Origin of the sequence: Rothia terrae (genome assembly GCF_012396615.1) — a bacterium.
In the GTDB taxonomy this organism is placed as follows: Bacteria; Actinomycetota; Actinomycetes; order Actinomycetales; family Micrococcaceae; genus Rothia; species Rothia terrae.
Genome location: NZ_JAAXPV010000001.1, coordinates 226,465 through 251,649, shown reverse-complemented (window position 1 = coordinate 251,649; position 25,185 = coordinate 226,465). Strand labels below are relative to the sequence as shown.

Annotated in this window: 23 protein-coding genes; 12 read left to right on the top strand and 11 right to left on the bottom strand. The window is 53.5% G+C overall.

Annotation, left to right across the window (positions count from 1 at the left end; all coding sequences use genetic code 11):
* Positions 1–324: 324 nt before the first annotated feature.
* From HF984_RS01095 to HF984_RS01065, 7 genes are all read left to right on the top strand, one after another.
* Positions 325–2,277, top strand: a complete 1,953-nt coding sequence (locus HF984_RS01095) for a BCCT family transporter (protein WP_168613828.1) — start codon at positions 325–327, stop codon at positions 2,275–2,277.
* Between the two features lie 267 nt (positions 2,278–2,544).
* A complete protein-coding gene (gene typA, locus HF984_RS01090; protein ID WP_168613827.1) occupies positions 2,545–4,452 on the top strand; it encodes a translational GTPase TypA in 1,908 nt (635 codons plus the stop codon).
* A gap of 148 nt (positions 4,453–4,600) precedes the next feature.
* Positions 4,601–5,476, top strand: coding sequence for a PIG-L family deacetylase (locus tag HF984_RS01085; RefSeq protein ID WP_168613826.1), 876 nt, complete (start codon positions 4,601–4,603; stop codon positions 5,474–5,476).
* A complete protein-coding gene (locus HF984_RS01080) occupies positions 5,473–5,907 on the top strand; it encodes a hypothetical protein (protein WP_168613825.1) in 435 nt (144 codons plus the stop codon). The genes HF984_RS01085 and HF984_RS01080 overlap by 4 nt, the downstream gene beginning before the upstream one ends.
* Positions 5,908–6,064: 157 nt before the next feature.
* Positions 6,065–6,388, top strand: a complete 324-nt coding sequence (fdxA, locus tag HF984_RS01075) for a ferredoxin (RefSeq protein ID WP_168613824.1) — start codon at positions 6,065–6,067, stop codon at positions 6,386–6,388.
* Positions 6,389–6,586: 198 nt separating this feature from the next.
* A complete protein-coding gene (gene dapC / locus HF984_RS01070) occupies positions 6,587–7,720 on the top strand; it encodes a succinyldiaminopimelate transaminase (RefSeq protein ID WP_168613823.1) in 1,134 nt (377 codons plus the stop codon).
* A gap of 159 nt (positions 7,721–7,879) precedes the next feature.
* Positions 7,880–9,169, top strand: a complete 1,290-nt coding sequence (locus tag HF984_RS01065; protein WP_168613822.1) for a citrate synthase — start codon at positions 7,880–7,882, stop codon at positions 9,167–9,169.
* Between the two features lie 152 nt (positions 9,170–9,321).
* Here HF984_RS01065 and galE read toward each other — a convergent pair whose 3' ends face one another.
* Positions 9,322–10,335: a UDP-glucose 4-epimerase GalE gene (galE, locus tag HF984_RS01060; protein ID WP_168613821.1), complete on the bottom strand. Its 1,014-nt coding sequence runs from the start codon at positions 10,333–10,335 to the stop codon at positions 9,322–9,324.
* Between the two features lie 209 nt (positions 10,336–10,544).
* On the bottom strand, positions 10,545–11,498 hold the full coding sequence (gene dapD, locus HF984_RS01055; RefSeq protein WP_168613820.1) for a 2,3,4,5-tetrahydropyridine-2,6-dicarboxylate N-succinyltransferase: 954 nt from the start codon (positions 11,496–11,498) through the stop codon (positions 10,545–10,547).
* Positions 11,499–11,557: 59 nt separating this feature from the next.
* Between dapD and dapE the strand changes: the two genes are divergently transcribed.
* Positions 11,558–12,697, top strand: a complete 1,140-nt coding sequence (dapE, locus tag HF984_RS01050) for a succinyl-diaminopimelate desuccinylase (RefSeq protein WP_168613819.1) — start codon at positions 11,558–11,560, stop codon at positions 12,695–12,697.
* A gap of 89 nt (positions 12,698–12,786) precedes the next feature.
* Here the strand turns inward: dapE and HF984_RS01045 are convergent, their stop codons facing one another.
* From HF984_RS01045 to HF984_RS01030, 4 genes are read right to left on the bottom strand one after another with little or no spacing between them, the layout of a single operon-like run.
* Positions 12,787–13,707 (bottom strand): amino acid ABC transporter permease, encoded by a 921-nt coding sequence (locus HF984_RS01045; RefSeq protein ID WP_168613818.1) that lies wholly within the window; start codon positions 13,705–13,707, stop codon positions 12,787–12,789.
* Positions 13,704–14,387, bottom strand: coding sequence for an amino acid ABC transporter permease (locus HF984_RS01040; protein WP_168613817.1), 684 nt, complete (start codon positions 14,385–14,387; stop codon positions 13,704–13,706). Before HF984_RS01040 ends, HF984_RS01045 begins: the two co-directional genes overlap by 4 nt.
* A gap of 42 nt (positions 14,388–14,429) precedes the next feature.
* Positions 14,430–15,281, bottom strand: a complete 852-nt coding sequence (locus tag HF984_RS01035) for a glutamate ABC transporter substrate-binding protein (RefSeq protein WP_168613816.1) — start codon at positions 15,279–15,281, stop codon at positions 14,430–14,432.
* A 35-nt stretch (positions 15,282–15,316) separates the two neighbouring features.
* Positions 15,317–16,045: an amino acid ABC transporter ATP-binding protein gene (locus tag HF984_RS01030; RefSeq protein ID WP_190725414.1), complete on the bottom strand. Its 729-nt coding sequence runs from the start codon at positions 16,043–16,045 to the stop codon at positions 15,317–15,319.
* A gap of 219 nt (positions 16,046–16,264) precedes the next feature.
* Here HF984_RS01030 and HF984_RS01025 point away from each other — a divergent pair, with 219 nt between their 5' ends.
* Complete coding sequence (locus tag HF984_RS01025) at positions 16,265–16,591, top strand: DivIVA domain-containing protein (protein ID WP_168613814.1); 327 nt, start codon at positions 16,265–16,267, stop codon at positions 16,589–16,591.
* A gap of 24 nt (positions 16,592–16,615) precedes the next feature.
* A complete protein-coding gene (locus HF984_RS01020; protein WP_343947419.1) occupies positions 16,616–17,962 on the top strand; it encodes a hypothetical protein in 1,347 nt (448 codons plus the stop codon).
* A gap of 85 nt (positions 17,963–18,047) precedes the next feature.
* Here the strand turns inward: HF984_RS01020 and HF984_RS01015 are convergent, their stop codons facing one another.
* Complete coding sequence (locus tag HF984_RS01015) at positions 18,048–18,683, bottom strand: O-methyltransferase (RefSeq protein WP_168613813.1); 636 nt, start codon at positions 18,681–18,683, stop codon at positions 18,048–18,050.
* Positions 18,684–18,781: 98 nt separating this feature from the next.
* On the opposite strand from HF984_RS01015, the gene HF984_RS01010 reads away from it, so the two are divergent.
* Positions 18,782–19,168, top strand: coding sequence for a twin-arginine translocase TatA/TatE family subunit (locus HF984_RS01010; protein WP_168613812.1), 387 nt, complete (start codon positions 18,782–18,784; stop codon positions 19,166–19,168).
* A 66-nt stretch (positions 19,169–19,234) separates the two neighbouring features.
* Here the strand turns inward: HF984_RS01010 and HF984_RS01005 are convergent, their stop codons facing one another.
* From HF984_RS01005 to HF984_RS00995, 3 genes are read right to left on the bottom strand one after another with little or no spacing between them, the layout of a single operon-like run.
* Entirely contained in the window at positions 19,235–20,413 is a 1,179-nt protein-coding gene (locus HF984_RS01005) for a P-loop NTPase (RefSeq protein WP_168613811.1), read from the bottom strand.
* Between the two features lie 4 nt (positions 20,414–20,417).
* Complete coding sequence (locus HF984_RS01000; RefSeq protein WP_168613810.1) at positions 20,418–21,032, bottom strand: DUF1003 domain-containing protein; 615 nt, start codon at positions 21,030–21,032, stop codon at positions 20,418–20,420.
* On the bottom strand, positions 21,025–22,344 hold the full coding sequence (locus HF984_RS00995; RefSeq protein ID WP_168613809.1) for a magnesium transporter MgtE N-terminal domain-containing protein: 1,320 nt from the start codon (positions 22,342–22,344) through the stop codon (positions 21,025–21,027). The genes HF984_RS01000 and HF984_RS00995 overlap by 8 nt, the downstream gene beginning before the upstream one ends.
* 154 nt (positions 22,345–22,498) lie before the next feature.
* On the opposite strand from HF984_RS00995, the gene HF984_RS00990 reads away from it, so the two are divergent.
* On the top strand, positions 22,499–23,491 hold the full coding sequence (locus tag HF984_RS00990; protein WP_168613808.1) for a YflT domain-containing protein: 993 nt from the start codon (positions 22,499–22,501) through the stop codon (positions 23,489–23,491).
* 84 nt (positions 23,492–23,575) lie between these two features.
* Here HF984_RS00990 and HF984_RS00985 read toward each other — a convergent pair whose 3' ends face one another.
* Positions 23,576–25,108, bottom strand: a complete 1,533-nt coding sequence (locus tag HF984_RS00985; protein ID WP_168613807.1) for an aminopeptidase P family protein — start codon at positions 25,106–25,108, stop codon at positions 23,576–23,578.
* Positions 25,109–25,185 lie beyond the last annotated feature (77 nt).

Sequence of the window (25,185 nt, the reverse complement as noted above, 5' to 3'; positions counted from 1 at the left end):
GTTTTTTCGTCTTAAATACACAAAACAACATTAAGGTTCATTTGACACAATCTTGCTCGTTATCTCAAGGAAGTAGCCCTGTTCCAAATCCTCGATCTCAAATGTGACCTTTATCGAGTGGTCAACATATACCTAGATATCAGAGGAGCATTTCGTTAGGGTTGAAAAGTAAGTTGTATGAGTTATGCCAAGTTCGCGTGACATTCAGGCACCCTCATACGACGTAAGCTTTCGCCCTTTGATGAACCACCTGCGCCAAAGGGCTTTTTTATGCCCGTCGATTATGTATCGGCAGCATGCACATACAAATACGAAGGAATCAACATGGCACGAGATATTAAAGCTCCGCCCGGAGACGCTGGTCTTGCACCCAACGGTCTCTCACAAGAGATGATGGACAAGGTCGAGGCTGGTTCGCTGGCTAAGCGCGTTTTCTGGCCTGCAGCCATCATTATGGCGGCATTCATCGGGTGGGTTTTGCTCTTTCCCACCAGTGCGCAGGAGATTTTCTCTAACCTGCAGACCCAGGTTATCGGCTACTTTGGCTGGTACTACGTTGCGCTTGTAGCGTTCTTTGTGATTTTTGCGCTGTACGTGGGATTTTCCCGCCTTGGTGACGTCAAAATCGGTAACGACGATGACGAGCCCGACTTTGGTTTTATGACCTGGCTGTCCTTCCTCTTCGCAGCGGGTATGGGTATCGGCCTGGTGTTCTACGGCGCATCCGAGCCTCTGATGCACTATGTGAACCCGCGTCCCGGAGTTTCAGGTAACGACGCGCAGGTAGCGCAGGCCGCTATGAGCCAGTCATTCTTGCACTGGGGTCTGCACCCCTGGGCTATCTACGTCATCGTGGGTCTGGCACTTGCATACGCTACTCACCGTCAGGGGTTGCCCCTGTCTATCCGCTATGCTCTGAAGCCTATCTTCGGTAAGAAGGTTGAAGGCGGCTGGGGCGATGCAATTGACGTTGTTGCTCTCGTTGGCACCCTGTTCGGTGTTGCAACCTCTATGGGCTTGGGCGTTATGCAGATTGCTGCTGGCCTCGGCTACATCAACATCGATGCGAACACCCAGCTGGGCTACGTCATCATCATCGCTGTTCTGACCGTTGTTACCCTGGTTTCAGTGGTTACCGGTCTTGAAAAGGGCATGAAATGGCTATCCAACGGTAACCTGATTCTGGCGGCAGTCGTCTGCCTGTTCGTGCTGGTTGCTGGCCCGACTATCTTTATCTTCCGCGAATTTGTTTCCGCTATCGGTAACTACGCTCAGAACTTCATTTCGCTGACCTTCAACACCTTGGCGCTGTACGGCGATGAGGGACAGAAGTTCCAGGCTACCTGGACTACCTTCTACTGGGGCTGGTGGATTTCATGGTCGCCCTTCGTAGGTATGTTCATTGCTCGCGTTTCTAAGGGTCGTACCGTTCGCGAGTTCGTTCTCGGTGTTCTGTTGGCACCGTCACTGATTTCATTCTTCTGGTTCACCGTGATGGGCGGCTCAGCTCTCTACCAGGAGCTTTTCACCGATAAGCCCTCACTGCTTGAAGCAGACGGTAGCGCAGTTGCTGAGCACATCCTGTTCAACATGCTGGGCAATATGCCCGGATCAGTTGCCCTGACTATCGGTAGCGTTCTGCTGATCATCATCTTCTTCGTGACCTCAGCAGACTCAGGTGCTCTGGTTCTGGGTATGATTTCCACTCACGGTTCACCCGAGCCTAAGACCTGGATTCGCGTGTTCTGGACGCTGGTTGCAGGCGCAGCATCCGTTGCTCTGCTTCTTGCCGGTGGCGCAGAATCGCTGACCACCATCCAGACCGTCGCTATTCTTACCGCACTGCCGTTCTCCGTCGTCATCTTGCTGATGTGCGCATCCTTGACCAAGACCCTGCGCCACGAGCACCAGCTCATTGTGCGCGGTCAGCGTCGTCAGGCTCGTCAGGAAATCGAGCGAGCTGTTCACAGCCGCGTCTCTGACAACATTGATGAGATGGTGGCAACCGAGGTCAAGTCGTCGGTTTTATCGGTAGTGGACGCTCGTGTTGAGGCAGCGGTTGATGAGGCTGTTGCTGAAATGGTTGAAGAACGCGTTGAAGCTGCGGTATCAGACGTTGATTCTCGTGTGGATCGCGTGGTCAACCAGGTCAACCTGCACAGTGTAGCCATTGAGCAGATGACTGATACCCAGGCACAGCGTTCTCTCACTCAAGAAGAAGTTGAAGCTGACCGTGCAGCTAAAAAGCCCGGTACTTCAGCGCCTTGGAAGAAGTAGAGACTTCTACCAGGCTCTAAAGAGTGAGTGACTTTCTATCGCGCTCGCACACTGTGTGCGGGCGCGATAGTGCTTTAAAAAGCGAATGTGCCTGGACGTTTTAGAGGTGTCGAGCGCACCACAGATATGGGGTGTGGTGCAATAGACAAGCTTTTAGGGGCATTCAGTAGGTATGATGTACCTAAAGCCCGTGCTGTTGCGCGCCTAAAAACTTGTTATAGCGCACACGAGCATTTCTATTCCCTAGATTAAGCGAGATCATAACGCATGTCTGAAAACACCGCTTCACGTAGCGATCTACGCAATGTGGCAATCGTTGCTCACGTTGACCACGGTAAGACCACCATCGTTGACGCGATGCTCAAGCAGACCAACGCATTTAGTGCACACGCGGATGTTGAAGACCGCGTCATGGACTCCGGCGACCTTGAAAAAGAAAAGGGCATTACCATCCTCGCGAAGAACACCACCGTGTTCTACGATGGCCCCAGCTCAAACGGTGAAAAGATCACCATCAACGTCATTGACACCCCCGGCCACGCCGACTTCGGTGGCGAGGTTGAGCGCGGTCTGTCCATGGTTGACGGTGTTGTTTTGCTGGTGGACGCGTCAGAAGGTCCCCTGCCCCAGACCCGCTTTGTACTGCGTAAGGCACTTGCTGCAAAGCTTCCCGTTATTGTTGTGGTTAACAAGGTTGACCGCCCCGACGCTCGTATTGACGAAGTCATCGGCGAGACCATGGACCTTCTGCTCGGCCTGGCATCTGATTTGGCTGAAGAAGTACCCGATCTGGACGAAGAATCACTGCTTGATGTGCCGATCGTTTTCGCATCCGGTAAGGCAGGCGCCGCGTCCTTGAACCAGCCTGCTGACGGCTCACTGCCCGATAACGATGATCTTGAGCCGCTGTTCAAGACCATCATCGAACGCGTTCCTGCACCTACTTACAACCCCGATGAGGTTCTGCAGGCGCACGTGACCAACCTTGACTCATCACCCTTCTTGGGTCGTTTGGCACTGCTCCGTATCTTCAACGGCACCCTGAAGAAGGGCCAGACCGTTGCATGGGTACGCCAGGACGGCGAAACCAAGAACGTTCGTATCTCAGAGCTTCTGGCTACCAAGGCGCTTGAGCGTGTTCCCGCTGAATCAGCTGGCCCCGGTGAAATCGTGGCGGTTGCAGGTATCGAAGACATCACCATCGGTGAAACCTTGACCGACCCTGAAACCCCCAAGCCACTGCCGCTGATTACCGTTGATGACCCGGCGATCTCCATGACCGTCGGTATCAACACCTCACCTTTGGCTGGTAAGGTCAAGGGCGCTAAGGTGACCGCTCGCCAAGTGAAGGATCGCTTGGACAAGGAGCTCATCGGTAACGTCTCCATCAAGGTTCTTCCCACCCAGCGTCCTGACGCATGGGAAGTTCAGGGACGCGGCGAGCTTGCTCTTGCAATTCTGGTGGAGCAGATGCGTCGTGAGGGCTTCGAACTGACTGTTGGTAAGCCTCAGGTTGTTACCAAGACTATTGACGGCAAGGTTCATGAGCCCATGGAGCACATGATCATTGACGTTCCCGAAGAATACTTGGGTGCTGTTACTCAGCTGATGGCTGCTCGTAAGGGCCGTATGGACAACATGTCCAACAACGGCACCGGCTGGGTTCGCATGGAATTCAACGTTCCCGCACGTGGCCTGATTGGCTTCCGCACCCAGTTCCTCACCGAAACCCGCGGTGCAGGTATCTCATCTTCCTACGCAATTGGTTACGAGCCCTGGGCAGGCGACATCGAGTACCGCACCAACGGCTCAATGGTTGCAGACCGTGCCGGCGTTGTAACCCCGTACGCAATGATTAACCTGCAGGAGCGCGGCTCATTCTTCGTTGAACCCACCTCAGAGGTTTACGAAGGCATGATTGTTGGCGAAAACTCCCGTGCAGATGACATGGAAGTTAACATCACCAAGGAAAAGAAGCTGACCAACATGCGTTCAGCATCTGCAGATAACTTCGAAAACTTGACCCCTCCGCGCAAGCTGACCTTGGAAGAGTCACTGGAATTCGCTCGCGAAGACGAGTGCGTTGAGGTTACTCCCGAGGCTATCCGCATCCGCAAGGTTATCCTGGACGCTAACGAGCGCGTTCGCGAATTCCGTCGCCGTGCGCGTGCATAAGCTGCACTAGCTGTTATACAAAAGTGAGGTGAGAGCCGGTTGGCTCTTACCTCACTTTTAGTATGGGTGCCGATCAGGTTCGCAGAAAGCACCCAGCAAGACCCTATAAAATAGGTGAGACCTCAAAAAACGTATGAAAGTGATGGCAGTGACTCAAGAGAACACCCCCTACTATCCGGAGCAGGGTAGCTTTGTGGCTGAGAACTACGTGCAATCGTTATTGCCCGCAGATCTGGCTCCTGCTGATGCCAGGGTTCTTTTTGTGCACGCGCATCCTGACGATGAATCTACCTCGACCGGCGCCACCATGGGAGCACTGAGTAGAGCCGGTGCACAGGTAGATTTGCTGACTGCTACCCGCGGCGAGATGGGCGAGGTCATTCCTGATGACCTCAAATATCTTGAGGCCTGGGACTCCGGTACTACTGATCGAGGAGAGGGCCTAGGGGAGCTTCGCGAAAAGGAACTCAAAGCAGCCCTTGACGTTTTAGGCGTAAGGCACCATGAATATTTAGGTCGCGGTGATGCTCGCGCAGAAAACGGTGCAACGATTTACCGTGATTCCGGTATGGAATGGGGTGAAGACGGCCGCGCTAAGGCTAACCCGGTAGCTGCCGATGACTGCCTGACCAAGCTCTCGGAGGAAGAAGAAGCCGAAGCAATCGCATCCTATATTCGCGCGCGCAAACCGCATGTTGTGGTGACCTATGACGATGGTGGCGGGTACGGCCACCCAGATCACGTACGTGTTCATCTTGCGACATCTCGGGCATTGAACATCTTGCGTGGTAGTGATGCTGAGCCGCAGCTGGCTTGGGGGCTTGAAGGTGACTCCAACCCCGACGATACCCGCTTGCAGGCTGTTATTGAGGGCGATAAGGACGCTAAACGTGAAGCCATGCGCGCTCACGCCACACAGGTCATTATCGTCTCTGACGACGTCTTTAAATTCTCCAACCTCGTGCCGCAAAAAATCTCAGCGGTAGAGACCTACCGACTTCTCAGTTCAAAGGGTTCAGCATGATGAAACCTTCTTCACCTACCGCGCCGGGAACAGTATCCAGCGCGATTGCTGCTATAGCGCTGGGTGCTATCGTGGCGTTTTGTGGAACCATGTGGCACGCATCCATCTGGTACCTCTCGCAGACCGTTTATATCCCGTGGGGAACCCTGCTCGCCCTGCTGATGACGTGCCTGGCGACCATCTGGCTTTGCTTGCACACGCAAAGAACGTGGACCGGTGGTCTGATGGGTGTGACGATTTTTGCGATTATTACGTATTTTGCGTTCGGCCGCGCCCGCGATCAATCAGTTTTAGTGCTGATGAATACCGATTTGCCCATTGGCGTCGCTGGTACGCTATGGGGCTTAGGTTCCTTATTTTGCGTGACTTTAGGCATCATTATCGCCGCAAAATCGCACGCCAGAAACCCGGCAAAAGTAGCCCGCGACTAGCCGGATTTTCCGTGTAGTGTATGCCACTAAAATCTGTTTCGATGCAGGTTAAGGGCTAAACTGTTCTAAAGATAACCCAATTTCGCACACAGGACGCCCGGGTCCCATCTCATTCCCACTTTTAGAGATCTCGGGCGGACGCTAGAGAAAGGCAAGCATGACTTACGTTATTGCTCAGCCCTGCGTGGATGTTAAGGACAAGGCATGCGTTGAAGAATGCCCCGTTGACTGCATCTACGAAGGTGAACGTTCCCTGTACATCCACCCCGACGAGTGCGTTGACTGTGGTGCATGTGAGCCCGTTTGCCCCGTTGAAGCTATTTACTACGAGGACGATGTTCCCGAGGAATGGGCTGATTACTACAACGCAAACGTTGACTTCTTTGACGACCTCGGTTCACCCGGTGGCGCAGCTCGCTTGGGCAAGATCGAGAAGGATCACCCGATGATTGCGGCTTTGCCTCCTCAGAACCAGGACTAAGCGTCCATTTACTGATGAAAATCCTGCTGGCTATATGCTGGCAGGATTTTCTTTTAACTTCTTTTATGGCGGTGTTTAGCGTGAAATACGGGTAGCGCTGAGGTTTCTATAGATGAAATTTTTGGTTCTGAACAAGCGGGCGACTTGCCCAGAGGTTTAGACTGGAAAAAATATTCAACGAGCTAGAAGAGATTGACGATGCCTGAATTTGGTTTGCAACTGCCCGATTACCCGTGGGATACCATGGTTCCTTACCGTAAGACAGCTGAGGCGCATCCGGACGGCTTGGTGAATCTTTCGATTGGTACGCCTGTTGACCCTACGCCGGATGTGATCCGCCGTGCTCTTGCTGATGCGACGGATGCGCACGGCTACCCAACAACGCACGGTACGGTTGAGGTTCGCCAGGCGATTGTTGACTGGTTTGAGCGTCGCCGCAATGTTCCCGGGCTGAGCGTTGAGCAGGTGATGCCGACTGTTGGTTCTAAGGAGCTGGTCGCCTGGTTGCCTTTCTTGCTTGGGCTCGGCAAGGGCGATGTCGTGGTGCGTCCAACCGTTGCTTACCCCACCTATGATATTGGTGCCCAGCTTGCCGGGGCGGACTTTGTTGCGGCTGATTCTTTGGACGAGCTGGATGCTGAAACCCGTGCTCGCGTGCGCTTGGTGTGGGTTAATTCTCCGGCAAATCCCACCGGCATCGTTCGTGACGTAGATGAGCTGAAGAAACTCGTTGATGACGCCCGAGCTATCGGTGCCGTGGTCGCATCCGATGAATGTTACGCCGAATTAGGATGGGGCGAATGGGACGTTCAGCGCGGCGGACGCTCCGTTCCTTCAATCCTTGATCCGGCAGTAACCGGTGGTTCTAACGACCTATTGCTTAGCGTTTATTCCCTGTCTAAGCAGTCAAACTTGGCGGGCTATCGCGCCGCATTCATTGCGGGCGATGCGGCGATTATGAAGAACCTTGTGAACTCTCGCAAGCATGCCGGCATGATTGTGCCAGCGCCTGTTCAGCAGGCAATGACAGTAGCGCTGACTGAAGATTTACACGTAACGGCACAGAAAGATCTCTACCGCGCGCGTCGAGAAATGTTACTACCTGCCGTCGAGAAGTTTGGGTTGCGCGTCGAGCATTCTGAGGCTGGCCTCTACCTGTGGGCTACAGCGGGGGAGAGCACCTGGGATACTGTGCAGCGTTTTGCCGACAAGGGCATTCTGATTGGTCCCGGTGTTTTCTACGGGGACGCGGGTGAAGGCTACGTGCGTATCGCGCTGACCGGTAGCGATGAAAACATCGCAAAAGCTGCGCAGCGCCTCTCTAACGGTTAAACCTTGCCGGTGCAAATATTTCGTCCGAAGAAGCGCCCGATGTGACCGAGTGCATGATTCAGGGTAATCTAAACAACAGATGTTTGGTGATGTTGAGGTGCACTGTGTTCGATGTCGAACCTTCCACCTCAACTACATTCCACGAAAAATGGAGGAACAATGGCTGAGACTTCAGCAACTCTAAGCTTCGGCAAAAAGGAACTAAAGCTCCCCGGTGTTAAGGCAACCGAAGGTGGCAACGGCTTTTCAACCGCGGGATTGCTCAAAGAAACCGGTCACGTAGCCTACGATCCGGGCTTCATGAACACCGCTAACGCTAAGTCAGCAATTACCTATATTGACGGTGACGAAGGTATTCTGCGCTACCGCGGTTATCCTATTGAAGAATTGGCAGCTAACTCAAGCTTTGTTGAAGTAGCTTACCTTTTGATTTACGGCGAACTACCCAGCGGCTCACAGCTTGATGAGTTCGACACCATGATTCGTCGTCACACCATGGTGCACGAGGACTTCAAGACCTTCTTCTCGGGCTTCCCTCGCGGTGCTCACCCCATGGCTGTGCTTGCAGCGAGCGTTTCTGCAATGTCCACCTTCTACGGTGACTCACTTGATCCTTTCGACGATCATCAGGTTGAGGTTTCTACCTTCCGACTGTTGTCTAAGGTTCCCACCCTGGCTGCTTACGCGTTCAAGAAGGAACGCGGTGAGCCTTTCATCTACCCCAAGAACGATCTCAACTACTCTGAGAACTTCTTGCGCATGTGCTTTGGCTTCCCGACCGAGGACTACGAAGTTGACCCCGTAACGGCCAAGGCACTCGATACCCTCTTGCTTCTTCACGCTGATCACGAGCAGAATTGCTCCGCATCAACCGTGCGCCTGGTCGGTTCAGCCCACGCTAACATGTTCACCTCTGTTTCAGCAGGCATCAATGCGCTGTACGGCCCGCTTCACGGCGGCGCTAACGAGGCTGTTCTCAACATGCTCCGTAAGATCAAAGAAGAGGGCATCAGCCCCGAAGACTTCATGGAGAAGGTTAAGAAGAAGGAAGACGGCGTACGCCTGATGGGCTTCGGCCACCGTGTCTACAAGAACTACGATCCTCGCGCACGCATCATCAAGAAGACCGCGGACGAGGTTCTGGGTAAGGCAGGTGGCGATAATGAGCTGCTTGAGATTGCTCAGCGTCTTGAAGAGAAGGCTTTGGCTGATGATTACTTCATCGAGCGCAAGCTCTACCCGAACGTGGACTTCTACACCGGTCTGATTTACACCGCTATGGGCTTCCCCGAGCAGATGTTCACTGTGCTCTTTGCACTGGGACGTATGCCCGGCTGGATCGCTCAGTGGCGCGAAATGATTCAGGACCCGGACACCAAGATCGGACGTCCTCGTCAGATTTACACCGGCGAGAAGCTGCGTCACTACCCGGGTGTAGAGACTAACTAAAGTTTCCGCGAGGGGGCATGTATCGTTCAAAAATCATGAGATTTGAACGATACATGCCCCCTCGCAGTGTATCCGAGCACTACTTATAACGAGGGGGCGGGAACTTTCACAGTGAAAGTCCCCGCCCCCTCGTATTTGAGATTTAAGAAAGCTTAGGCTTCGTAACCGTTGGGGTTGTTCTTCTGCCAGTTCCAGTGGTCGCGAACCATGGTCTTGATATCGCGTGAGGCGCTCCAACCCAGGTCAGCCAGTGCTGATGAAGGATCAGCGTAGGAGACTGCTACGTCGCCGGGACGGCGGTCAACAATCTTGTAGGGCAGTTCCTTACCAGCTGCTTCTTCAAACGCGTGCAGAACTTCCAGAACCGAATAGCCGTTGCCGGTACCCAGGTTCCACGTGTGCAGCCCGCCGTGCTCAGCAATGTAATCCAGTGCCTTGAGGTGGCCGTCAGCCAAGTCAACCACGTGGATGTAGTCGCGCACACCGGTGCCGTCCACGGTGGGGTAGTCGTTGCCGAACACGTTCAGGTGTTCGCGGCGTCCGACTGCAACCTGAGCGATGAAGGGAACAAGATTGTTGGGGATGCCTGCAGGATCCTCACCAATACGACCTGACTCGTGTGCGCCAACGGGGTTGAAGTAGCGCAACAGAGCGATGTTCCATGAATCATCGGATGCTGCCAAGTCAACGAGCATATCTTCGATGTGCTCCTTGGTGCGGCCGTAGCAGGACTGCGCGTCCATATTGATCTTTTCGGTCAGCGGCATTTCTTCAGGAGCACCGTACACGGTTGCTGACGATGAGAAGACGATTGACTTGCAACCTGATTCTTCCATTGCGTACAGCAGATTCAAGGTACCGGTGACGTTGGTCTGGTAGTACCACAGCGGCTTTTCAGCCGACTCGCCAACAGCCTTCAAACCAGCGAAGTGAATAACAGCGTCGGGCTTTACTTCGTTGAACAGATCCTTCATGCCCTGAATATCAAGCAAGTCAACGTTGCGGAAAGCGGCCTTCTTGCCGGTCAGCTCTGCCACGCGTGCCAATGATTCTTCTGATGAGTTTGCCAAGTTGTCCATGACAGTGACGTCGTGGCCTGCGTTGAGTAGCTCTAGAACGGTGTGCGAGCCGATGTAGCCGGCACCACCGGTAACCAAAATCTTCATAAATCCCCTTTAGATGAAACCGTGCGTTATTCCCCACGCACGATAAGAAAGCAAATGCTTATTATATAGTGCAATTTCTACTCTACCCGTAGAAGCAATTGCGGTGGCAGTAATTCCGCTAGTGAGCGCACAACTACCTACAAAATTACGATGAAAAGGGGAGTACGAAAAAGGTTTTCGTACTCCCCGGTAATGTTTACCAACTGGAATTAGTTGATATGCAGTGCTTCGTTAAGCTCAACCGTGTTATTTGCGCGGGGCAATACTTCGATTGCACCGGTGAGTGAATTGCGGCGGAACAAAAGGTTCGAGACGCCTGAAAGTTCAACTGCTTTGACGGTCTTAGGCTCAGCGCCCTTTTCAAGAATGACATTGACGCGAGAACCCGCAGTGACGTAAAGACCGGCTTCAACGACGCAGTCATCGCCCAGGGCAATGCCGATGCCAGCTTCAGCACCAACCAGCGAACGTTCACCTATAGAGACGCGTTCGGTGCCGCCGCCGGAGAGAGTGCCCATGGTGGATGCGCCGCCGCCGATATCAGAACCGTCGCCGACGATAACGCCCTGCGAGATGCGTCCTTCGACCATTGAGGTGCCACGAGTACCCGCGTTAAAGTTGACGAAGCCTTCGTGCATGACGGTGGTGCCGGACGCCAAATGCGCGCCAAGACGCACACGGTCAGCGTCGCCAATACGAACGCCTGCAGGTACCACGTAGTCAATCATGCGCGGGAACTTATCTACGTGAGAGATGCTCAGATGGCCGCGGGTACGCAACTTGATGGAAAGCTCATTGATTTCAGATGCCAAAACAGGGCCGAAATTAGTCCACGCCACGTTAGCGAGCTTCCCGAAAAGACCGTCAAGATTGATGGAGTTGGGCTCTACCAGCGTATGCGAGAGAAGGTGCAGGCGCAGGTACGCGTCTGATGCGTCAGCGGGAGCCTCCTCCAAGTTGATGGAAACATTCACAACCTCGGTGCGAACGTTGCGAGAAGCGTCCTCCGCAACGAGCTGCTCTAGCGCTGCTCGTGAGGATTCGTCTGCCTCTTTGGTAAGTGCCGGTGCAGGAAACCAGGTATCAAGAACCGTGCCGGCGTTGTTGCCAGAATGTACGATGGTTGCCAGGCCCAAGCCTGAAGCTACGCGTGAATCAGTCATACAGTCCAGTCTACGAAAAGATGATGAGTCTTGCCCAGTGGTAGTTGTATGGTGGACGCATGACTACAACACTTCAGACAGCTGATAATTTTTCTGATATCGGACCTCAGGAGCTCGACTTAACCCAGGACGTTGCGGAGCTGACTCGCGATCTTTTGGATATTTTTTCAGTGTCGAGCGATGAGAAACGCATCGCTGATGCTGTTGAGAAGCAGCTGACGTCCTTAGAGCATCTGAGCGTCACTCGTGACGGGGATTCCATTATTGCGCGTACTAACTGGGGCAAGGACAAGCGAATAGTGCTTGCCGGTCATCTCGATACCGTACCCCTGCCGCAGGTTGAAGGGTCTTTGGGTACCGTGCCGAGCCAGTGGGTCGAAGAAGACGGCGAAAAAGTGCTATACGGACGCGGCGCCACCGACATGAAAGGTGGCGTGGCTGTGCAACTGACATTGGCGGCTGCACTGACCGACGCTCACTATGACATTACCTACGTCTTTTACGATCACGAAGAAGTCGCCTCGGAGCTTTCCGGCCTTGCCCGCCTCATGCGCAATCACGAGTCTTTGCTAACAGACGCTGATTTTGCGGTGCTACTAGAACCCACTAATGGCACTATCGAGGGCGGCTGTAACGGCACCATGCGTTTTTGGATTCACGCTCACGGTAAGGCATCCCACTCAGGACGCTCGTGGGTGGGGGAGAACGCGATTCACAAGATGGCAGACGTCCTGGGCCGCCTGGCCACCTACGAGGCCCAAACCTACGATGTAGAGGGACTTGCCTTCCGCGAAGGGCTCAACGCTGTGCAGATTGAGGGCGGTATTGCGGGCAACGTGATTCCCGATCATTCTAAGGTGCACATCAATTACCGTTTTGCGCCCAACAAGACGCTGGATCAAGCTATCGCTCACGTTGAGAACGTTTTTGAAGGCTACGAGCTAGAATTCGTTGATAAGTCGTCAGCGGCGCGTCCTGGACTCGATGCAGACCTCTCACGTTCCTTGATTGAATCTGTAGGTCAAGAGCCTAAACCAAAGTACGGTTGGACGGATGTGGCACGCTTTAGTGAAATCGGTATTCCCGCCGTGAACTTCGGCCCCGGTGACGCCCTACTAGCGCACACCGATAACGAGCATGTCAGCGCCGAAGCCATCCGCGAATGCTACCGCGCACTGCACCAGTGGTTGACTGCCTAGCAGATACGCCCGGGCAGAACTAAAGCACCCGCGTCCTTACCTGTAGTAGGTAGGACGCGGGTGCTTTTATTTGCTGCGAAAGAGCCAGATTACGCCTTAGGAATCTTGAACATCATTTCGGTCTTCGGGCGAGGATCATCGACCTCGCCGGGAACACCGTCAGCGTGCTTGATTTCCACGTTGGAGCGTGAGCTCATGAACTTCGATAGACGTTCAGCAAGCAACGTCAACGCAAAGTTGATGACGATAAACAAGAGAGCTGCCAGAAGGAGCATCTGCAAAATGTTGCCTTCACCGGAGCCAAAGCGTCGTGCGGATGCGAGCACCTCGGGGTACGAGATGATGTAGCCGAGCGCGGTGTCTTTAAGGATCACCACGAACTGTGACAGCAAAGAGGGCATCATGGCGGTCATAGCCTGCGGCATCAGAATCGAAGTCAGAACCTTCCACGGGGTCAAACCGATGGCAAGGCCAGCTTCACCCTGTCCCTTAGGAAGCTGATGAACACCGGAACGCAACAGCTCTGCAATAACCGATCCGTTGTAGAGCGTCAGACCCAGCACAACAGCGATAAAGGGGAGCTGCTGCGGTGAGAACACAGAGAACTTGCCCAAGAAGAGCCAGAAGAAAATCATCATGATTAACACCGGCACTGCGCGGAAGAACTCAACAACGATAGTTCCGAACCAGCGTACGGGAGCTAACGGTGAGAGGCGTGCCATGCCAAAGAACACACCGAAAGCTACAGAGGTAACGACTGAAATTAGCGCAGCTTTCAAGGTATTCCACAGGCCGGGCAGAATGTAGTTAGCCCACAGGTTGCCGCTGAAAAGGGACGTCCACTTATCAGCCTCAAGCTGTCCCTGACGATGCATGACATAACCGATGTAGCCAAGAAGCGCGAGAATAGCGAACACCGACAAAATATTGAAAAGTCGGGTGCGAGCTACTGCCTTAGGGCCGGGAACGTCAAAGAGTACAGATGACGAGGTAGTAACTTTACGATTCATCGTTTCACCGCCAGTTTACGTGAAGCCCAGGTAGTGAGCAGACCGATCGGAACCACGATCACCACAAAGCCCATCGCAAAAACAAAGAAGATCATGAACACTAGATCAGAGTTGAACTCGATCATGGATTTCATCATGCCCGATGCTTCTGCCACGGACGCTACGGTAGCAACAGTGGTGTTCTTAGCAAGAGCAATCAGAGTATTGCCCAGAGGAGTAATAGAACCACGCAGCGCCTGCGGGAAAATCACGTAGCGTGCAGTGGGCATAAAACCCAAACCAATAGCACGTGCAGCTTCCGCCTGACCGGTGGGCACAGTATTCACACCGGAGCGAATAGCCTCACACACAAAAGCAGCGTGATAAATCGCCAGGACGATAATTGCGTAGAGAAAGAAGTTAGTCTCAAAGTTGCTTGAGAGCGAGAGCTGAAACTGAGTCCACACGCCCAAAATTGCCAAAGTCATCAAAATGGTCAGCGGAGTATTGCGAACCAAGTGAACGTAGGCGGTACCCGCCGCACGCAGCGAAGGAACCGGTGAAATACGCATCAATGCCAGAATCGATCCGAGAACAAAAGCACCGATAGCTGCCCAGAAGGTCAACTGCACGTTTGTCCAAAACGCATCGATCACATTGTATTTGGCAAAGAGCGTGGAGAGCTGTTCAGAGAACGACATGAAAGTCTCCAATATCTAAAAGTATGTATAGGTGAGAGATGCTTATTTAGCCGGTGCAGTAGCGCAGGCTGAGTCAAGCTTGGGAGGGTTGAGTTCGCGGTTGTACTTGAAGCCGGATTCACCAACATTTTTGGTGAGGGCTTCTTCCCATGCACCGGTTTCAACCATTTTGTTAATGGCTTTGTTGATAGCCTCGCACTTGTCGGTACCCTTAGGCAGGCCAACGCCGTAGCGTTCCTCAGTGAAAGTATTGCCGACTACCTTGAGCTCACCTTTATTAGCTTTGGTCGACGCAAGACCAGCCAAAATGATGTCGTCAGTAGTCACCGCATCCACCATGCCAGCGTTCAGCGCAACCACACAGTCAGAGTAAGAATTCTGCTGAACCAGCTGAACAGAGGATGCGTACTTATCCTGAACTTTTTTCGCCGAGGTTGAACCGGTCACAGAACACAGGTTCTTGCCATCGAGCGTATCGGGGCCGGTGATGTCAGTGTTGTCCTTCTGTACCAGAAGGTCCTGGCCCGCGGTAAAGTATGGGCCGGCGAAATCAACGGTTTTCAAACGCGATTCAGAAATGGAGTAGGTCGCAAAAATCATGTCGACCTGTCCGTTTTTCAGCATGTTTTCGCGGTTTGCTGAGGGAGATTCAACCCATTCGATATGGTCTTCATCGTAGCCCAGCTCGTTGGCAACGTAGCGGGCCACATCGGTATCAAAACCGGTGTAGTCGCGCCCGTCCTGGTAACCCAGACCTGGCTGATCGTACTTGATGCCGATGCGGATGGTATCGCCATCTGCCGACGTTGAAGAACCACAACCGGTCAGCGCAAGGGTCGCAACTGCAGCCACGGATGTTGCCTTTGCGATTTTGCTTGTGATGTTGTTGAACATGTGTGTCTCTTTCACATCTAAAACCGGTGCGCCGGTTAGTGGTTGAGGATTTTGCCCAAGAAGTCGCGTGCGCGTTCTGACTTGGGGTTTGAGAAGAATTCGTCGGGGCTGGACTGCTCGATGATTTCGCCATCTGCCAAGAAAACGATGCGGTCGGCTGCGCGGCGGGCAAAGCCCATTTCGTGGGTTACTACAATCATGGTCATGCCTTCGCGAGCCAGTGAAACCATGGTTTCGAGAACCTCATTGACCATTTCGGGATCGAGCGCTGAGGTGGGCTCGTCAAAGAGCATGACCTTGGGCTTCATGGCTAGCGCGCGCGCGATAGCAACGCGCTGCTGCTGACCGCCGGAAAGCTGAGCGGGCATCTTATTTGCCTGTGAATCAACGCCGACCTTCTTGAGAAGTTGCATGGCTTCAGCCTCAGCTTCTGACTTGGACAGGCCGCGGACCTTGCGAGGACCGAGCGTTACGTTATCCAAGATGGTCTTGTGCGCAAAGAGGTTGAAAGACTGGAAAACCATGCCCACATCTGCACGAAGTTTAGCTAGTTCTTTGCCCTCGGCGGGAAGAACCTTGCCATCGATGAGGATTTCACCGTTATCGATGGTCTCAAGACGATTGATGGTGCGGCACAGGGTGGATTTACCCGAGCCTGAAGGGCCGAGCAAAATAATGACTTCACCTTTACCAACCTCTAGGTTGATGTTCTTGAGTACGTGTAAAGCACCGTAGTGCTTATTGACGCCGCGTACCTGAACCAGAGCTTCTTGGCTCATCGGGGCCCTCCTGGGTCTTATAGAGTAATTTGCTCATGTAGCATGAAGTATTTAGGCATGCTTCACGAGCTTGAGTGTGGCATGTTTGAATCAACAGTAAACAGTCAAAGTAACCGATATGTTACGGACTGCATCTTTTGGAGTGATTCACTTCGCTCATATGGTGTGATGTGCACAATATCCTATGAAGGTAAGGTAGGGCAAATGGCGTATATTTTGGTGGCTCTCGTTTTTGTCATGCTGGCCATGCTTGTAATTGCAGGATGCTTGTTAGGCGGTCAGCGACTCTTTCCCGGACGACAGACGATGGAGCACTTTGCCTCTGACGGAATCGATCTTCATGAAGCTGTTGAACCAGCCCTGATCTTGCCTGAGAATCTATCTGCCGAAGACCTCAAACGCCTTCGATTTGCGACCTCTCTAGGTGGCTATAACAAGAGCGAAGTTGACCAGTTCATTGCTCAGCTCATCGAGCATAACGAAACGCGGGTAACTCACCACCACCCTGCGTCCACCACCGAGGTCAAATAATTGTCGGCAGGCAATAGGTCTCCTGTGTACCCCTCTGATCAACTGGAACCCCAAACCGGAGCCAGAAAACTTCGTGTACCGCAGGCAACTCAGCGGTTGGTTGAACTGTTTCTGCGTGCCAAACTCCGCTTTATGGGTTTGCCTGCCTTCGCGCAGGTACTTCTTGTGTTTGCTGCATCAAGGGTTTGGGGATGGTTCGTTTTCTCAACGGTAGCGCGCCAACAACTGACAAGCCCCTGGGGTAGTGGTCCTCTGAGCTATGCCCAGTTTTTGAGCATCTGGGATGCTGGCTGGTACGAGAAAATAGCTGTTAGCGGCTACCCCCAGCACCTTCCGCACAGCGCCAGCGGGGTAGTAGAACAGAACCAGTGGGCTTTCATGCCTGCATATCCCATGGTCTCCGGTGGGCTAGCCAAAATATTTGATGTTAGTTATATGAGTGCCGCCATTGGGGTAGCTCTTATCTCCGGGTTCATTGCAGCGTGGGTCATCTACCTGCTCTTTAAAGAGTCTCTTGCTAAAACCAACTGGCAGGAGCCAGAATCTGTATCGGCTGCTTCAGCTCAAAGTAGCCGCCACACCTTAGCTCTGTGGACAGTTGCTGTCTTTGGTTTCGCACCCGTGAGCGCAGTCCTGCAAATTCCCTACGCGGAATCGTTTAACCTCATTTTTCTTGCTGCTAGTCTTTTATTTTTACTGCGCAGCCACTATATTCTTGCCCTGCCGTTTGCACTCATCGCCTGCCTCTCGCGCCCTATCGGTGTGCCGCTAGGTGCAACCTTTGGGCTGTGGTGGGCATGGACAGTCTTCACAGAATCAGGCGGTACAGCGCTGAGCTACAGAAAGCTAGCTACATCTTTCAAGAAACACCTGGTACAGCTGGTGTGCGCGTTGGCGGTGTGTGCCTTCGCTCTTCTCTGGCCTTTAATAGCGTGGATGCGCACCGGAGAACCCGATGCCTATACAGCAACAGAAACAGCGTGGCGCGGTAGCCACCTGTACCTCTTTGCACCGTGGATCGAACAGAGTAAACACTATCTCGGCGTTTTTGGCCCGCTTTTACTGGCAGCATTGGTAGTTGCCTTTTTCGGAGTGCTATTGTCGCCGCTCACCTCACGGACGCTTGCCCCAGCCCTGAGACTATGGTGTGCAAGTTTTGCGGTCTACTTACTGCTGTTCTGGTTCCCGCAGAGCTCAACCTTCCGCATGATGCTACCGCTTTTTGTTCTTGTATTGCCGCTGGTTGCACTTTCAACATCGCGAGCCTACAGAGCACTGCTGATCACCAGTGGTGCTGTGCTTCAGGCTGGGTGGGTTGGCTGGCTTTGGCACTGGAAGCAACTGCCCGGTGGCGGAGACTACCCGCCGTAAAAAATATCTCGATCTCCCAAAGCTACAGATTGGGGTAAGAGAGCTTTACCCACCGGAGGCAAGTCAGCCATTGGCTGTAGAAAATCTAACGTTTATAGACCAGAAACAGCCCCAAGCCAGCATGCACCAGCGAGACAAAAATATCGTCGATTTCGCGTAGCGAGTTCAACACCGAACGATGCGAGTTAGTCACTTCATCGCGCGCAGTAGGCGAAGCCACCGCCCCGTTGTTGAGCGCATCATGCACTATGAGCAGACCCCCTGTTTTGAGCAGGGCCAAACATTCATACACATAGTGTTCAAAGTGTTCTGCATCTGCGTCGATAAACGCAAGATCGTAGGAATTTTCAGACAGACGGGGGAGCACGTGGGCGGCATCCCCGGTGATAGCACGAACCCGGTGAGTCTTATCAAAGCCCGCCGCCTTAATAGCTTCTTTAGCCGTTTGCTCACGGGTGGAGTCGATATCAATGGTGGTCAGCGCTGACCCCTCGGGCAAGCCTTCTAACAGGGCAAGCGTCGATACACCGCTACCTGTACCCACCTCAACGGTATTCTGAGCAGCAGAAACCGCCGCGAGAACAGTCAGCAAAGAAGCAACAGGGGCGGAGACACCCGAGACACCGCTGCGCTCGCCCTCGGCACGGGTTTGCTGCATCAACTCGCTTTGTCGAGGGTACTCCTCAATGAACGCTGCGCTGAGTTGAGGTAGCTGAGCCATAGATAATCTCCCTGAAAAGCTTTGGATTCCCTACTAATCATATAGACCCGTACCACTTATATGTGCGTTTTGTGCGCCAATGCTGGTAATCTCTCAATGTGTTCGGAATTAGCGGTATGGAATTTATTATCATTGTCGTCATCGCACTAGTGGTGATCGGCCCAGAACGCATGCCCGAATACGCCCAACAGCTCAAAGAACTTGTGAAGTCTGTTCGTCGTATGGCGTTTGACGCCAAAGACGATTTCAAAGAGGCAATGGGCCCTGGTGTATTGGATGACATCAACTGGCGTCAGTATGACCCTCGCCAGTATGACCCCCGCACCATTGTTCGAGAGGCGCTGGCTGAGGACGACGCTGAGCGTGAGAGAGAGCGGCAGGCAGCTGAGCAGCGCACGCGAGTGATTGCGCCGGTTCAGGGTACCTCTCAGACTGACCGTTTGAGTGCAGGTAAACTCGCTCCGTTCGATATCGAAGCCACCTAAAATTTTATGGACAAAGAGCCGCCCGGAACATAAGTTCCGGGCGGCTCTTTATCTGTTGCTCATTGGCTAGAAGTTCAGCGGAAGTGACTTACCTGCGAGATCTCGCTTTTGTTCAAGGACGCGGTCGGCTACTGTCTGCATAGCTGATCCGGCAGGGGAGTCGGGGGCGCTCCACACCACTGGAACACCGGCGTCCCCTCCGCTGCGCAGGCTAACATCTAACGGAACCGAACCCAAAAGCGGCACCTCGTAGCCCAACGCATCACGAAGACGCTGTGAGAGTACCTCTCCACCGCCGGAACCGAAGACCTCCATGGTGCTACCGTCGGGCATTACCATTGCGCTCATGTTTTCGATAATGCCGGCGACTTTCTGTTCTGTCTGAAGGCTAAGAGTACCTGCGCGTTCGGCAACATCAACGGCAGCCACCTGCGGGGTTGAAACTAATAACAGCTGAGCGCCGGGCAGAAGCTGAGCCATTGAAATCGCGATATCACCGGTACCCGGCGGCAAATCCAAAAGCAGAACATCCAGATCACCAAAGTACACATCGGTCAGAAACTGCTCTAGCGCGCGATGCAACATAGGACCACGCCAAGCAATAGGTTGGTTGCCCTCAACGAACATGCCAATGGAGATGACCTTGATGAAACCGGGATCTTGGTGGGGGTGTCCTTTTTCCCAGGCCTGACGCTGAGCCTCTGGCAGCGGCACAACCGGCGGCAAAATCATTTCTTCTAACTTAGTGGGTGGCTGCGTAATGCCCAACAAGCCTGGAATAGAAAAGCCGTGAACATCGGCATCGACCACACCAACTTTGAGTCCGGCAGATGCCATCGCGGCAGCTAAGTTTGCTGTTGCTGAGGACTTGCCAACGCCGCCTTTGCCCGACACCACCGCATAAACCTTGGTCAAAGAATCGGGGCTGGCAAAAGGATTAGCGCGGGAGCTGTGACCCAAAAGTTTTTTGAGCTCGCTTCGCTGCTCGGGGCTCATATAGCCAATACGAACATCCACCTGTTCGATGCCGTCCACTGTCAGGGCAGCCTCGCGTACATCCTGCTCAATAGTGTTTTTGAGCGGGCAACCCTCAATGGTCAGCAGAACCGCCACGGTGGCAACACCTTCGCTGACTGTAGCCGAATCCACCATGCCAACCGCGGTAATGGGCTTACGCAGTTCGGGGTCAATAACGGTATCAAGGGCGCGCATCAGCGCGGTATCAAGCGATTCGTGATCGCTCATGACATCACTTCTTTTCGATAGTTTCGTCGTCTTCATCTAGGTCTTTGACGAGCTTGACCTCGCGGTCTTTACGCTGATAATCCTGCTCATCATCATCCGTAGCTGAATCATGATTTTTCTCATGCTGCTGCATTTCCATGATTTCTTCGAGCATGTCTTTGAGTTCGCTACGCACAAAGTCGCGGGTGGCAACTTCGCGAAGGGCAATGCGCAAGGACGCGATTTCGCGGGTCAGATACTCGGTCTCCTCCAGATTTTGCTGATCACGCTTGCGGTCTTCGGTCGCAACAACGCGGTCGCGGTCATCCTGGCGGTTCTGCGCCAAAAGTAGCAGCGGCGCAGCGTAGGACGCCTGCAATGACAGCATGAGCGTGAGCAGGGTGAAGTTCAAAGAGCGCGGATCGAACTGCATACTCTCTGGAGCCAGCGTGTTCCACCCAATCCAGATGGCACAGAACAAAGTCATCCACAGCAAAAACTGCGGAGTACCCATGTAGCGCGCAAAACCTTCGGTCATACGCCCGAAAGAATCGGGGTTTGGCTTAGGCAAAAGTGAAGGACGCTTGGCCTGTTGAGGGGTGCTCAGCGAACCGAAACGGTCACGGTTTTTATCACTCATAGCGGCGTCCTACCTTTCGAATGGGGGTTCCGTCATCGTATGTACGCCAGTCCTCTGGCAGAATCGCATCGAGAACGTCGTCAATAGTAATAGCGCCGACCAGGCGGTTAGCGTCGTTCACAACGGGGAGCAGAGTGAGGTCGTAGGTCGCCAAAATACGGGAGATTTCTTCCATCGACGACATATCTGAGACCGGCTCAATGGAGCTATCCAAGAGCGTGCCTACCTGAACGGACGGCGGAACGCGCAACAGTTGCTGCATGTGAACCATGCCCAAATATTTACCGGTGGGTGTCTCTAGCGGAGGACGCGCTACCAGAACCGCCGCAGCCATCGCCGGCGAGATTTCTTCTTGACGAATATGCGCCAGCGCCTCAGCTACGGTAGCCTCGGGTGGCAGGATGATGGGGACTGGGTTCATCAGTGAACCAGCAGTACCTTCCTCATATTCCAGAAGGCGTCGGACGTCGTCTGCCTCTTCGGGCTCCATGAGCTTGAGCAACTCTTCGCGCTGGTTGTCCGTCAGCTCGTTCAGAAGGTCGGCAGCATCGTCGGGTTCCATCTCTTCAAGCACCTGAGCCGCGCGTTCAACGTCAAGGTTCGACAGAATCTCAACCTGATCGTCTTCAGGCAGCTCCTGCATAACGTCTGCCAGACGCTCGTCTTGAAGTTCTTGCGCAATTTCAATCATGCGCTTGTCATTCATCTCGTGCAGAGCGTCCGCAAGGTCTGCTGCCTGGGTATCTTCGTGATTAGCCACGAAGGATGTTGCCGCCTGCGGCTCATGGTCGGTAGAGACAATTGCCTCGTGCCAGTCAATAATCATGGACTCTTTACGGCGACGCATCAGACCGGTGTGGCCGTTGCCTCGAGAAACAAAGAGCTCAGAAATAATCCAGTCACCGTTGCGACGCTGTTCCATCGCTACGTCCTCGATAATTGCCTCTTCAGAACCGTCCGTCATTTTGACGCGACGATCAAAAAGTTCAGCCACAACCAGCGCCTCAGAACCGCGCTGTTCAAATCGGCGCAGGTTCACCAGACCTGTCGAAATCACCTGGGTGGAATCAATTGAAGTAATGCGTGTCATTGGCACAAAAATACGTTTTTTGCCCAGCACCTCAATAACGATGCCGACCACAACGGGTTCTTTGCCAATAGAAGGCAAAGAACTAGAGACGGACGCTGCCGAACCAAAATTACGTTTGAGCACGACAACATCGCGTAATCGACCCAGGCGGTCGCCCATCGGGTCAAAAACGTCGAGGCCTAGAAGGCGGGCAATAAAAATCTTATTTGGTGCACTACTCACATCTATAAGACTAGGGGCAAGCAGTCACAAAATACAGTTGAGTTACAGAGTTTGTGGGGCAATACACCCGGTTAAACCTCCGCTGTTTTCACCGGTGGCGATAACGTGAGGTTTCTCCTGTGACAAAGAGCAAAAGTCCTGAAAAATAGAGGGCATGGAACAAGTTCACATCGAAAACGTAGCACTGAATGGAAATAGCATTCCGGACGGCCAGAAAATCGGTACTTTCAAGAACCGTGATGAGATCAATCAGGCTGTAGCTCGCCTGTCTGAAGCTGGCGTGCCGGTGCAAGGTCTCTTTATTGTGGGAAACAATATTCGCCAGGTTGAGTTGATTGCTGGCAAAATGACCTACCCTAAAGCCGCAATCTCAGGGGCTGTCTCAGGTGCTGTTTTCGGTGGTTTCATTTCGGTGATTATGGCACTTGTTACCAATACTTCATTCTTGGCAAATGCTCTGACCGCTATTCCGCTGGGTATAGCATTTTGGATGCTGTCAGGCGTTTTATCGGTCTCCCGCAACAAGAGCCGCGGATCCATTGTTACCCGCCCGCAGATGATTGCTGACTCCTATGACCTCATGGCGGTTGGTCCCATTGCGCACCAGGCACGTCAAGTACTGGGGGTGCCCGGATTCGGTGCACCTCAGCAGTTCAACTCGCAACACAGCGGCGGTCAAAACTACGGTGCACCCCATCACCCTGCGGGTCAGCCAAGCCAGTCGCACCAGCAGCCCAATGGTCCGGGATATCCTCAGTGGCAGCGTCCTACCAACTCGCCAGCACAGCCTTCACCGCATCACCAGCCTGAACCCTGGAATGCCAGCCCGCAAAATGACCAGCACGCGGCAGAACAGCACGGCTCGTATGTGGCTCCTGAGCAGTCCCAGCCTCGCGAAGAAACTCGCCAGAGCGCCGAATTCGCCCCTCCCACAGCGCAAGAAGGCAGCGCCTCTAAGTTCGGTTTACGCGTGAATAACCCCGCAGAATACGAGGCAATGATTCGTCAGGCACCGACTTCACCCGAAACAAACCCCGCTGTTGAAGCTGTACGCAATGAAAAGCCTTTGCAAAAGTACGGTAAGCGTATAGAAGACCCCGCAGAATACGAGGCAACTATTCGCAAGCCCGAGGAAAATCAAAACTAAGACTTTCCACTCATAGATAAAGGTGGCGTCCTTTCCAGTTCAAGGAAAGGACGCCACCTTTATATAAGGCGAACCTACCGCAGGTTATTTGAGGATGTCAGCCATCCACGCCTCAACATCCTCAACGGTGCGAGGTAGCGCAGCCGAGAGGTTCTCATTGCCGTCTTCAGTAATCAGAACATCGTCCTCAATACGCACGCCGATGCCGCGATATTCTTCAGGAATGCCGAGATCTTCTTCCTTGAAGTACAAACCGGGCTCAATGGTGAAAACCATGCCGGGTTCAATCACACCATCGATGTAGAGCTCTCGCTTAGCCTGTGCACAGTCATGCACATCCAAGCCGAGATGATGCGAGGTACCGTGAGGCATCCAGCGGCGATGCTGACCGCCCTGCTCAGACAAAGAAACCTCAGCAGAGACAGGCAACAGATCCCACTCTTCAAGGCGAGCCGCCAGAACTTCCATAGCGGCCTGGTGAACATCGCGGAACTTATTGCCCGGCACTGCCACCTTGAAGGCCGCATCCGCAGCCTCAAGAACAGCGTTATAAACCTTCGCCTGAACCTCTGAATACTTACCGTTGACAGGCAAAGTTCGGGTGATATCGGCGGTGTAAAGCGAATCATCCTCAACACCGGCATCCACCAGAATCAACTTGCCCTCATCGACAGTGCCGGTGTTATGAATCCAGTGCAGAATCGTTGCGTTATTACCGCAAGCCGCAATGGTGTCATAGCCCAAGTCGTTTCCCTCTGCACGTGCCTGCGCAAAAAATGCGCCTTCAACGATGCGCTCGCCGCGGCGGTGCGCGGTTGCCCGGGGGAATGACTCCACAATCTTTTCAAAACCAGCAATGGTGGATGCGACGGAGCGGCGCAGGTTTGCAAGCTCAACCTCGTCCTTAACCAGACGGATTTCGCTCAGTGCTTCGGTGAGCTCACCGTCGAGATTGTCGGACTGTTCCAAATCTACGCCGGTGTTGTAACGCGAAGTATCAATAAGGGCATCGACGTTGAGATCCACGTTGCGGACCAGGCGGATGCGAAGGCCGCCTAGAGCCTCGTTGCCTGCGTTCTTGGTGACAGCGACTTCGAGTTCAGCTAAATCAGCGGTTTTGATGCCGTATTCAGCTTCGATGCCGGCAAGCGTGGGGCGCGGACCAATCCAGAATTCGCCGTAGCGGGGGTCAGCATAAAACTTTTCGCTTTCGCGTCCTGCCAGCGGTGTAAAGTACAGGGTTGCCTTGTGATGCGAGCCGTTATCGCCTGTTCCCTCGTCAACGGGATCCAGCACGAGTACGGCGTCGGGCTCATGGTCTACACCTAAACCAGTGAGGTGCGCGAATGCTGAGTGCGGGCGAAAACGGTAGTCGGTGTCGTTAGAACGAACCTTGAGCGGGCCGGCAGGAATCACCAGACGCTCACCTGCAAAACGCTGGGAAAGAGCAGCGCGACGCTTCGCCGCAAAATCTGCAACCTCTGCGCGTTCGGGCAGGGTTGAATCGGCAGGCGCCCAGTTTGATGCCATGAAATCTTTGAAAGCCTGCGATGTAGGAGGTTGCGAACGGTTATTGACGCGTTCTTCAATATTTTGAGGGGTAGTTTCTTCAGTCATGCTCTCCACTGTACGACCTTGGGCGCGACTGTGCTAGCTACGCCCAACGTTCACTGGCTTTATGTGCCTCACCGGAT

Bases quoted from the DNA above. Each gene is read 5' to 3' on its own strand.
- dapD (WP_168613820.1), bottom strand. From the start codon at position 11,498: ATGACTGATTCACGCGTAGCTTCAGGCTTGGGCCTGGCAACCATCGTA.
- fdxA (WP_168613824.1), top strand. From the start codon at position 6,065: ATGACTTACGTTATTGCTCAGCCCTGCGTGGATGTTAAGGACAAGGCA.
- HF984_RS01045 (WP_168613818.1), bottom strand. From the start codon at position 13,707: ATGAATCGTAAAGTTACTACCTCGTCATCTGTACTCTTTGACGTTCCC.
- HF984_RS01005 (WP_168613811.1), bottom strand. From the start codon at position 20,413: ATGAGCGATCACGAATCGCTTGATACCGCGCTGATGCGCGCCCTTGAT.
- galE (WP_168613821.1), bottom strand. From the start codon at position 10,335: ATGAAGATTTTGGTTACCGGTGGTGCCGGCTACATCGGCTCGCACACC.
- HF984_RS01025 (WP_168613814.1), top strand. From the start codon at position 16,265: ATGGCGTATATTTTGGTGGCTCTCGTTTTTGTCATGCTGGCCATGCTT.
- dapC (WP_168613823.1), top strand. From the start codon at position 6,587: ATGCCTGAATTTGGTTTGCAACTGCCCGATTACCCGTGGGATACCATG.
- dapE (WP_168613819.1), top strand. From the start codon at position 11,558: ATGACTACAACACTTCAGACAGCTGATAATTTTTCTGATATCGGACCT.
- HF984_RS01095 (WP_168613828.1), top strand. From the start codon at position 325: ATGGCACGAGATATTAAAGCTCCGCCCGGAGACGCTGGTCTTGCACCC.
- HF984_RS00985 (WP_168613807.1), bottom strand. From the start codon at position 25,108: ATGACTGAAGAAACTACCCCTCAAAATATTGAAGAACGCGTCAATAAC.
- typA (WP_168613827.1), top strand. From the start codon at position 2,545: ATGTCTGAAAACACCGCTTCACGTAGCGATCTACGCAATGTGGCAATC.
- HF984_RS01040 (WP_168613817.1), bottom strand. From the start codon at position 14,387: ATGTCGTTCTCTGAACAGCTCTCCACGCTCTTTGCCAAATACAATGTG.
- HF984_RS01080 (WP_168613825.1), top strand. From the start codon at position 5,473: ATGATGAAACCTTCTTCACCTACCGCGCCGGGAACAGTATCCAGCGCG.
- HF984_RS01035 (WP_168613816.1), bottom strand. From the start codon at position 15,281: ATGTTCAACAACATCACAAGCAAAATCGCAAAGGCAACATCCGTGGCT.
- HF984_RS01000 (WP_168613810.1), bottom strand. From the start codon at position 21,032: ATGAGTGATAAAAACCGTGACCGTTTCGGTTCGCTGAGCACCCCTCAA.
- HF984_RS01065 (WP_168613822.1), top strand. From the start codon at position 7,880: ATGGCTGAGACTTCAGCAACTCTAAGCTTCGGCAAAAAGGAACTAAAG.
- HF984_RS00990 (WP_168613808.1), top strand. From the start codon at position 22,499: ATGGAACAAGTTCACATCGAAAACGTAGCACTGAATGGAAATAGCATT.
- HF984_RS01015 (WP_168613813.1), bottom strand. From the start codon at position 18,683: ATGGCTCAGCTACCTCAACTCAGCGCAGCGTTCATTGAGGAGTACCCT.